Genomic DNA, 9,302 nt, shown 5'->3' with positions numbered 1-9,302 from the left:
GCAAATCAATCAAAAGGCAGCGCAGGATTTTCCCGATCGGATACAAACTCGTCTTTCGGAGCTGTTAAAAACTCAGAGTCCTCAGGCGGCTTTTGAGTACGTACATGCTGAGGTCTTGCAAGATGCTGCTAAAGAAGTGGCGCAATATCATCAGCAATTATTAACAGTGTTGAAAAATGGCAACCAGGAGTTGGCTGATATTGCTGAGGCAATGATTCAAGATTCAAAAGCCGATTTGATCCATTTCGTAAATGATGCAACTGACAATGCACCGGTTGGCAGCGAGGCCTATGTGTCTATTTTCAAAACCTCATTTAATAATGCCTTGCAAAACTTTGAGTTAGTGCGCGCTGCAATGGCAGATTCATTTGTCAACTTTGAAAAAAGTGTTGAGAGTATGAGTCAACTCAGTGCTACAAAAGGATCGGCTAAAAAGGGGAGGTAGCCCCACTTTTTGTAATCTTTAATACTGCTGTTGATAGTGTAGTGCGGTCGCTATGGTCTGACAATGAATCTGCACCGTAGATTCGATGGTTTTGCCGTAGCCGCCCGCCATCGCAAATGCAAGAGGAATTTGCTTGTTAAGTGCATATTGAAATACGGCTTCATCTCTTTGCCGCATTCCCTCTGTGCTGATTTTTAGTCTGCCCAGGCGATCCTCCTCATGTGGATCGGCTCCAGCTAGATAAATAACAAACTCAGGTTGGAAGCGAGCGTCGAGTTCATCCAAACATTGATGAAGTTTGATTAAATAAGTTTGATCATCGCAACCATCAAAAAGACCGCAGTCTAGGTCACTAACTTCCTTTTTAAAAGGAAAATTATTTTCGCCGTGTATTGAGAGGGTAAATATGGAAGGATCATCTTGCAAAATAGATGCGGTTCCATTTCCTTGATGAACATCTAAATCAATAATCGCCACTTTAAGATTGGGATGGATTTCTTTTTGTAGTGCTCTGGCTGCGATCGCGGCATCATTGAAGACACAAAATCCGCTACCAAGGTTTCGATAAGCGTGATGGGTGCCCCCTGCTAAGTTTCCTGATATGCCATCTGTCATGGCTGTTTTGCATGCCGCAATGGTTGCGCCCGCTGAACGTCTTGACCGTTCAACCATTTTTTCGCTCCATGGAAACCCAATTTCTTTTTGCTCATGTTCGGTGAGTTTTCCTGCGGCGACCCTCTGAAGATAGCTGGGGTCATGCGCATAGAGTATCTGTGTATCGCTTGCTGGTGGGGCCTCAACTAGTTGTAAATTGGCTAGACTTGAAACTGTATCGCGAACGCGCGAATACTTTTCCATAGGAAAGCGGTGTCCTTCGGGTAGTGGAAGGACAAAGTGGTCGGAATAGTATGCTTTCAAGAGTCTGATATGTGAGTTATTTTGCTCATTCTAGATGACCGTTACAGTGACTGCAGACAAGGGCTTATTTACGGTATGATGAATTCTCATAACAACAATATCCATAGGTGACATGTGACAAAAGCAAGAGTAGTCAGCCTCGAAAAGTTAGGCGCCCCCAATGTAATTCAAATCCTCGATAAAGATTTGCCTCCCCCTGGCAAAGGTGAAGTGCAACTTCGTCAGACGGCAATTGGTTTTAACTTTATTGATATTTATCAACGGTCTGGTTTTTATCCCCTCGAATTACCTACGGGCTTGGGTCACGAGGCCGTTGGTGTGGTTGAGGCCCTGGGTGAAGGTGTAACTGGATTGAAGGTGGGCGATCGTGTGATGTACATGAATGCTGGTATTGGAGCGTATGCGAGTGCTCGTAATGTATTAGCAGAAAAATTAGTGCCGGTGCCAAGCAATATCTCTGACGAAGTTGCTGCTGCTGTATTTTTCAAGGCGATGACTGCCCAATACCTTGTGCAGAAAACTTACAAAGTGAAAGCAGGTGATATTGTTGTTGTGCATGCTGCTGCGGGTGGTGTTGGCCAGATTTTGGCTGGCTGGGCAAAAGCACTAGGAGCATTCGTGGTTGGGACTGTGGGGTCCTCTGGAAAGATTGCGGCGGCTAAGCAAGCTGGTTGTGATGTAGTAGTGGATTACTCACAACCAAATTGGGTGGAAGAGGTCATTAAAGCAACCGGCGGTAAAAAAGCCAACGTTGTTTATGACTCAGTAGCTAAAGATACTTTCTTGGGCTCCTTAGAGTGCACTGCACCCTTTGGAACCGTTGCCTTATTTGGGGCTGCATCTGGTCCTGCACCGGAAATACAGCCAGAAATCTTAAATAAGAAGGGATGCTTGTTTTTAACAAGGCCTTCCGTATTTCCGCACAATGCCACACATGCTCTTTTGCAAGAAAATGCTAAAGCAGTATTTGATGCTATCGCAAAGGGCTATGTCAAAGTGCAAATTGGCGCTAAATTTCCTTTGGAGCAAGCACAAGAGGCGCATCGCGCAGCGGAGGAAAGAAAAGTGTCTGGAGCGATTGTTTTAATTCCTTAAGCTTCATCATTTGAATATGTAGGAGTAATATATTGATATGAAAACACTATTTAAATCCAGCACATTAGCTTTATTGACCACATTGTCTTTGTTGATTGGTGGAACGGCTCATGCTCAAATTCCTGCTACGCAACATGCCAATGGAATCTCGTATATCACTGGTGGAGTGGGCGAGGAAGAGTCTTTAGCAATCGTTGCCGAGGCAAAACAATGGCCCCTCTTTTTGGAGCTCTCTCAATTAGAAAATGGTCGAGGTGTTTGGATTTTTGGTGCCAATATTAAAATTTTGAACAGCAAACAGCAGGTAGTCTTTGAAGCGCAAGCAGAAGGACCGTACATGCTTATCAATTTAGACGCAGGTGATTATTCAATTGAAGCAAGCTATCAAGGCGTTGTTCAAAAACGGGCGATTAGCGTGAAGGCCAATACCCCACAAAAGGTTTCTATATTCTGGAAATAATGAGAATCAAGCTCTATTTTTGAAATTACTCCGCCTAAGTCCCTAAGCTAAGATTAAGCCCCACTTTCCTAGTGGGGTTTTTTATTGACCCATTTACATTTAGTTCTAACTAGTACTAAACTGGTACTAGTTAGAACTAAATAGGTCTTCACAATGCAATTTTTACCCGTTTTACGCAGTTTGGTATCTACCTATCAATCATTTGAGCGCTACTCAGCACTTGACGTAAAAGCGATGGGGCTGACTACAACCCAATTTGATGTCATCGCAACGTTGGGAAATCAGCCGCCAATGACTTGTAAGGAATTGGGTGAAAAGACGCTCGTTACCAAAGGGACACTTACTGGTGTGTTGGAGCGTCTCGAAGGAAAAGGTATTTTAGAAAAAATGCTCAATCCCGAAGATGGAAGAAGTCAAATGATTGGCTTAACAAAAAATGGACAAGCATTATTTGAAAAAATTTTTCCAAGACATATGCAGCATTTGGATGTTGCCTTCAAGAAGTTGACGACAAAACAGATGCAAGATGTGCAACGATCATTAGATCAACTAAAAGAAATTTTTAACGAATAGCTTAATCAAAAAAAGGAGAAAAGTATGAGTAAAGTTGCAGTGGTATTTCATAGTGGTTATGGCCATACAGTCAAGCAGGCCGAGGCCGTAGCCAAAGGCGCTAATGGCACATTAGTAGCGATTGATGCAGAAGGAAATTTAACTGAGCAGCAATGGTCAACCTTAAATGAGGCCGACGCCATTGTGTTTGGCTCTCCCACATATATGGGTTCAGTGAGTTGGCAATTTAAAAAATTTGCTGATGCCAGTTCAAAGCCATGGTTCTCACAGCAATGGAAAGATAAAGTATTTGGAGGATTTACCAATTCCGCAACGATGAATGGTGATAAACATTCAACCTTGCACTATTTCTTTACTCTGGCAATGCAACATTCGGGGTTATGGGTTGGCACGGGTTTAATGCCATCAAACTCAAAAGCAGCAAAGCGTGATGATGTGAATTATGTGGGCTCTTTTGCTGGTGCGATGATGCAAACCCCCTCTGATGCAAGTGCTGATGAGGTGAATGCTGGTGACTTAGAGACGGCTAGACTCTATGGGCAAAGAATTGCGCAGATCACTCAGCGCCTCAAATGATTCATACCAAGGATTGCTTGATATCCATCACAAAAGCCACCTTCGGGTGGCTTTTGTGTATCTAGGTTCGGTAGTTTATAATGTTCTAAGCAATTGAATTTAAAGGGAATATTCTTAAAATTCCCTATCTGCCGGTTTGACAGCCCCAAGGGGCTCTTGGACAATGCGTTTGGCGGTTAGATTCCCGCCAAAATCATTCATGACCACACAGATTCCCACAACATCTAGACAAACCCCCTTAGAGCTCCGAGCGCAGGGATTGTCATGTGTGCGCGGCGAGCGAAGGTTGTTTGCTGGATTGAATTTGAATCTGGCAGCGGGTGAATGCTTGCATGTGCGTGGAGAGAATGGAGTTGGTAAAACCAGTCTTTTGCGCTTGTTAACTGGATTGTCAAAACCAGAGGCAGGACAAGTCCTTTGGAATGGAAAAGTGATTTCTTCGGAGCCTGGCATTTTTCACCGCGAGGTATTGTTTCTAGGTCATCGTGATGCACTCAAAGAAGAGCTCACTGCCTTAGAAAATTTGCAAATGTATGCTGCATTAGATGATGTCAAGCTTCCGCTAGAAAAGGCATTGGGCGCATTAGCGCGTTTTGGATTGCGTGGCCGAGAAAATTTACCAGTCCATTGCTTATCCGCGGGACAAAAGCGCCGCGTCCTGATGGCGCGTATGTTAACGCGCGGAGCGCTTCTCTGGATTTTGGATGAACCCTTTAATGCATTAGATGTGGAGGCAATTGCACAATTAGAGCAATTGATTGCTGAGCACCTTGCCGCAAAAGGAATGGTGGTGCTCACTAGTCATCAGCCTGTAACGCTTCCGAATTTAAAGGTGCTAGATCTATGAGCGCCTTATTTGCCATTATTCATCGCGATTTACTCTTGGTCATGCGTCGCAAGAGTGAAGTGCTTACCGCATTATTTTTCTTTATTGTGGTTACGAGTCTTTTTCCTTTGGGGGTGGGTGCTGATGCAGCGCTTCTACGCAAGATCGCGCCAGGAGTAATTTGGGTGGCTGCACTACTGGCGACTTTGCTTGGCTTGCAACGAATGTTTGCTGCGGATTATGTAGATGGTGCACTCGAGCAAATGGCGCTTTCGCCTTATCCCATGGTTTTATTAATGACCGGAAAAATTCTGGCGCACTGGCTTGTATGTGGACTGCCTTTGGTGATCCTTGCTCCCATCATTGGTATTCAGTTCGATTTGGATGCAAGCTCACTATATGTATTGATGGGAACTTTATTATTGGGAACGCCCGTGTTATCCCTTTTAGGCTCCATTGGCGCAGCCTTAACCCTGGGCGTGCGGGGTGGGAGCTTGCTCATGAGTTTGTTGATATTGCCCCTATATGTTCCTGTCCTGATTTTTGGTGCTGGGGCGGTTTATGCCAATAGTGTCGGGCTTGATACTACAGGGCATTTTTCATTATTGGGCGCCTTATTGATTTTGGCTTTAGCATTTGTACCTTGGGTAAGCGCTACCGCAGTAAAGATTGCCATTGAATGACTGAAATAAATCACTTTTCGAAAAATCGCCTGATTAACTGGTTTAAGTTATCGAGCCCGAGCACTTTTTATCCAGTAGCAGGCAAATTGATACCGCTTTTCTGGGTGCTCACTTTGATTTTTGGTGTCGCTGGTCTTTGGGTGAGCTTTTTTGTGGCTCCAGTAGATGCCGTTCAGGGTCAAGGATATCGAATTATTTTTGTTCACGTTCCTGCTTCATGGATGTCCATGTTTATTTATTTAGTGATGGCAGCATGGGCAGGCATTGGTTTAATTTTTAATACTCGACTATCGGCAATGATGGCTCAGGCACTGGCCCCCATTGGTGCATGGATGGCATTCTTGTCTCTATGGACGGGTGCGTTCTGGGGTAAACCAATGTGGGGTGCTTGGTGGGTCTGGGATGCGCGTTTAACTTCAGAGCTGATTCTGCTATTTCTTTATCTCGGTTTCATTGCATTGCAATCCTCTATAGATAATCCCCGTAGAGCAGATAAAGCGGGGGCGATATTGGCTTTGGTGGGTGTTGTGAATGTGCCCATTATTTATTTTTCGGTGAAGTGGTGGAACACCCTGCACCAAGGCGCATCGGTTTCGTTGACCAAGGCGCCTGCAATGGCTCAGACCATGTTGCTAGGAATGTTATTAATGGCCATGTGCTTTTGGATGTACTCAATAGCGGTTGGGTTGATGCGGGTCAGAACCATTATTTTGGAGCGTGAAGCCCATGCTGATTGGGTGAGACAATTGGACGAGGTAAGAAACTAATGTGGAATAGTCCAGCAGAGTTTTTTGCAATGGGTGGTTATGCTCTCTATGTATGGAGTAGTTTTGGAGTTTGCGCCCTTGTTTTGATCTGGGAGCCTGTGAGTATTCGTCTTCGTAAAAAGGCGATTATTCGTAGATTAAAACTAGAGCGTTTAGCAGAACAGTTTGATAGTGAAAGTCGTTAGTGAAACCGAGACATAAGCGTGCATTCATCATTATTGCTGCATTAGCCGTCATAGGTGTTGCAGCATTACTGATTTTGAATGCTCTGAACAGCAATATTGCCCTTTATGTAACGCCAAGTGAAGTGGCTTCAGGTAAGGCGCCACAAGGCCAAACTTTTAGGATCGGGGGCATGGTGAAGGATGGATCGTTAAAGCGCGATGGCTTAACGGTGCACTTCGTGATTACAGATTTAGTAAAAGATATTCCTGTTGCATACACGGGTATCCTGCCAGATCTTTTTAAAGAAGGTAAGGGCGCTGTGATCCAGGGAAGATTGAATGCTAGCGGAGAATTCGTTGCTAGCGAAGTGCTAGCCAAACATGATGAAAACTATATGCCGCCTGAAGCAAAGCACGCTTTGGATCAAGCTCAGAAAAATGGAAGTGGTAAATGATTCCTGAGTTTGGGCATTACGCATTAGTTCTAGCATTGTGCATTGCTTTGATTCAAGGGGTATTGCCCTTGGTGGGCGCACATTATGGGCGCCGAGAGTTTATGGTGCTTGCTAGGCCAGCTGCTCAAACAGGATTTATTCTGCTAGCCATTGCTTTTGTAGTGTTGGCATGGAGCTTTTATGTCAATGACTTTTCTGTTCTATATGTGGCAGAGCACTCCAACTCTCAATTACCAGTGATTTATCGCTTGGGTGCAGTGTGGGGTGGTCATGAGGGGTCTTTATTGCTATGGGTCTTCTTGTTAAGCACCTGGACTTTTTTGGTGGCGCAACTATCAAAAGCGTTAGATGAATTTATGGTTGCCAGAGTCATTGGGGTTTTAGGGCTAGTGACTAGTGGGCTGTTGTTATTTGTATTGGCGGCTTCCAATCCATTTGAGCGTTTATTACCGGCGGCACAAGATGGGCGATCCCTGAACCCATTATTGCAAGATCCAGGTTTGGTATTTCATCCGCCGATGTTGTACATGGGATATGTCGGATTTTCAGTGGCATTTGCATTTGCAATCGCTTCGCTGTTATCGGGTCGCCTAGATGCCGCGTGGGCGCGCTGGTCGCGTCCTTGGACAACGGCCGCATGGATCTTTTTAACTCTAGGAATTGCTCTGGGTTCATGGTGGGCCTATTACGAATTGGGTTGGGGCGGTTGGTGGTTTTGGGATCCGGTCGAGAATGCTTCATTCATTCCTTGGCTGGTAGGCACTGCCTTGTTGCATTCTTTGGCGGTTACCGAGAAGCGAGGAGGTTTTAAAAGCTGGACTGTGCTCTTAGCGATTACCGCTTTTTCCCTTTCGTTATTAGGTACATTCTTGGTTCGCTCAGGTGTTCTTACCTCGGTACATGCATTTGCTACCGATCCAAAGCGTGGCATTTTTATTCTGATTTTCTTGTCTCTCGTGGTTGGGTCTTCTTTAACCCTGTATGCTTGGCGCGCGCCAAAAAATACTTTGGGCGGGAAATTTAACTTGAGCTCTAGAGAAACATTTATTTTGCTAGGCAATGTGTTCTTGGTGGTTTCTGCTGGATCAGTGTTGCTGGGCACTTTATATCCATTGCTCATCGATGCATTGCATCTTGGAAAAATTTCTGTAGGTCCACCGTATTTCAATAGTGTGTTTGTGCCCATTATGGTGCCCTTGTTAGTGTTGATGGGCATTGGACCGTGGGCTCAGTGGAAGAGCACAGATTTGATATCCGTTCTCAAGCGCTTGTGGCTTGCTGGAGTGATTGCGGTTTTGGCTGGAGTGCTTATTCCCTTGATGATGGGGCAATTCACGTGGTTAGCAGGATTGGGTTTCTTGCTGGCCTTTTGGATTATTGCCTCTGGCTGCCAACAAGTTGTTCGGCAGATGAAAGCAGGCAAGCCCACACGTTCTTTTATTGGTATGCAAATTGCGCATTTAGGGATTGCTATTTTTGTGATTGGCGTCACCATGGTTGGCGCTTATCAAGAAGAGAAAGATGTGCGTATGCTCGCTGGCGATACCGTTCATGTTGGCGGCTATCAGATACAGTTAAAAGGCGTCTCAAAAGTACCGGGCCCCAACTATGATGCAATGCGCGGCACTTTTTTATTGATGAAAGATGGCAATACTCAAGCAACCCTTTATCCAGAGAAACGAAGCTATTTTTCTTCCACAATGCCAATGACGGAAGCTGCAATTGATGCAGGCTTGACTCGCGACATTTATGTTTCTTTAGGTGAAGAATTAAACGATCAATCTTGGGCGGTCAGGGTGTATTACAAGCCCTTTGTCGATTGGATTTGGGGAGGCTGTTTATTGATGGCTTTGGGGGGTGCACTTGCTATTTCCGATAAGCGCTATCGGATGAAGCTAAAGAAGGTTGCATCATGAAGGCAAAATTTCTCATTCCTTTATTGGTATTTGTGGTTTTGGTTGTTTTTTTGGCTATAGGACTTAATCGGGATCCACATGAAGTTCCCTCTCCTTTAATTAATAAAAGTGCGCCCGCTTTCGAGGTTCCTCAATTAGCGCAGCCAAACAAAACCTTTTCACCGGCCAGCATGAAGGGTCAGGTTTGGATATTGAATGTATGGGCATCGTGGTGCGTAGCTTGTCGTGAAGAGCACCCCGTTTTAGTGGAACTTGCGCAGTCTGGGAAAGCTCCCATCATTGGCTTGGACTACAAAGATAAGCGTGAGGATGCATTAGCAATGCTCGAAAGACAGGGTAATCCGTATGTACTTTCTGCGTTTGATGCTAATGGTCGTGTTGGGATTGACTATGGTGTGTATGGTGTTCCCGAGACTTATGTTAT

At 44.9% G+C, this 9,302-nt stretch carries 13 protein-coding genes; 12 read left to right on the top strand and 1 reads right to left on the bottom strand.

Translation table 11 applies throughout. The features are described from left to right. Nucleotides 1-445 (top strand): phasin family protein (locus KIH43_RS07185; protein WP_297719258.1); only part of this gene is annotated, 445 nt, incomplete at its 5' end. An 18-nt stretch (nt 446-463) separates the two neighbouring features. Here the strand turns inward: KIH43_RS07185 and KIH43_RS07180 are convergent. After that, nucleotides 464-1,363, bottom strand: coding sequence for a histone deacetylase (locus KIH43_RS07180; RefSeq protein WP_297719255.1), 900 nt, complete (start codon nt 1,361-1,363; stop codon nt 464-466). A 114-nt stretch (nt 1,364-1,477) separates the two neighbouring features. On the opposite strand from KIH43_RS07180, the gene KIH43_RS07175 reads away from it, so the two are divergent. The 11 genes from KIH43_RS07175 to KIH43_RS07125 all read left to right on the top strand — a co-directional run. After that, nucleotides 1,478-2,458 carry a quinone oxidoreductase gene (locus KIH43_RS07175; protein ID WP_296968727.1) on the top strand — a complete coding sequence of 327 codons (981 nt, stop codon included), beginning with the start codon at nt 1,478-1,480 and terminating at the stop codon, nt 2,456-2,458. Nucleotides 2,459-2,495: 37 nt separating this feature from the next. Then, the gene (locus tag KIH43_RS07170) at nt 2,496-2,918 is read left to right on the top strand and encodes a carboxypeptidase-like regulatory domain-containing protein (protein WP_297719252.1); all 423 of its coding nucleotides are present in this window, start codon (nt 2,496-2,498) and stop codon (nt 2,916-2,918) included. 153 nt (nt 2,919-3,071) lie between these two features. Further along, nucleotides 3,072-3,491, top strand: a complete 420-nt coding sequence (locus KIH43_RS07165) for a MarR family transcriptional regulator (RefSeq protein ID WP_297719249.1) — start codon at nt 3,072-3,074, stop codon at nt 3,489-3,491. Nucleotides 3,492-3,515: 24 nt separating this feature from the next. Then, nucleotides 3,516-4,067 carry a flavodoxin family protein gene (locus tag KIH43_RS07160; RefSeq protein ID WP_297719247.1) on the top strand — a complete coding sequence of 184 codons (552 nt, stop codon included), beginning with the start codon at nt 3,516-3,518 and terminating at the stop codon, nt 4,065-4,067. A 199-nt stretch (nt 4,068-4,266) separates the two neighbouring features. Further along, nucleotides 4,267-4,914, top strand: a complete 648-nt coding sequence (gene ccmA / locus KIH43_RS07155; protein WP_297719244.1) for a cytochrome c biogenesis heme-transporting ATPase CcmA — start codon at nt 4,267-4,269, stop codon at nt 4,912-4,914. Continuing rightward, nucleotides 4,911-5,576 (top strand): heme exporter protein CcmB, encoded by a 666-nt coding sequence (ccmB, locus tag KIH43_RS07150; protein WP_297719241.1) that lies wholly within the window; start codon nt 4,911-4,913, stop codon nt 5,574-5,576. Before ccmA ends, ccmB begins: the two co-directional genes overlap by 4 nt. Next, nucleotides 5,573-6,343, top strand: coding sequence for a heme ABC transporter permease CcmC (gene ccmC / locus KIH43_RS07145; protein ID WP_297719239.1), 771 nt, complete (start codon nt 5,573-5,575; stop codon nt 6,341-6,343). The genes ccmB and ccmC overlap by 4 nt, the downstream gene beginning before the upstream one ends. Next, nucleotides 6,343-6,528, top strand: coding sequence for a heme exporter protein CcmD (gene ccmD / locus KIH43_RS07140; RefSeq protein ID WP_297719237.1), 186 nt, complete (start codon nt 6,343-6,345; stop codon nt 6,526-6,528). Before ccmC ends, ccmD begins: the two co-directional genes overlap by 1 nt. Beyond that, nucleotides 6,528-6,962, top strand: a complete 435-nt coding sequence (gene ccmE / locus KIH43_RS07135) for a cytochrome c maturation protein CcmE (RefSeq protein ID WP_296968740.1) — start codon at nt 6,528-6,530, stop codon at nt 6,960-6,962. The genes ccmD and ccmE overlap by 1 nt, the downstream gene beginning before the upstream one ends. Beyond that, a complete protein-coding gene (locus tag KIH43_RS07130) occupies nt 6,959-8,878 on the top strand; it encodes a heme lyase CcmF/NrfE family subunit (RefSeq protein WP_297719234.1) in 1,920 nt (639 codons plus the stop codon). Before ccmE ends, KIH43_RS07130 begins: the two co-directional genes overlap by 4 nt. Continuing rightward, the coding region (locus tag KIH43_RS07125; protein WP_297719231.1) for a DsbE family thiol:disulfide interchange protein at nt 8,875-9,302 on the top strand (428 nt) is incomplete at its 3' end. The genes KIH43_RS07130 and KIH43_RS07125, both read left to right, overlap by 4 nt.

It is taken from the genome of Polynucleobacter sp. (assembly GCF_018500155.2).
Taxonomy (GTDB): Bacteria; Pseudomonadota; Gammaproteobacteria; order Burkholderiales; family Burkholderiaceae; genus Polynucleobacter.
Note: the sequence above shows the minus strand (reverse complement) of the source record. Positions and strands in the feature narration are given on the sequence as shown.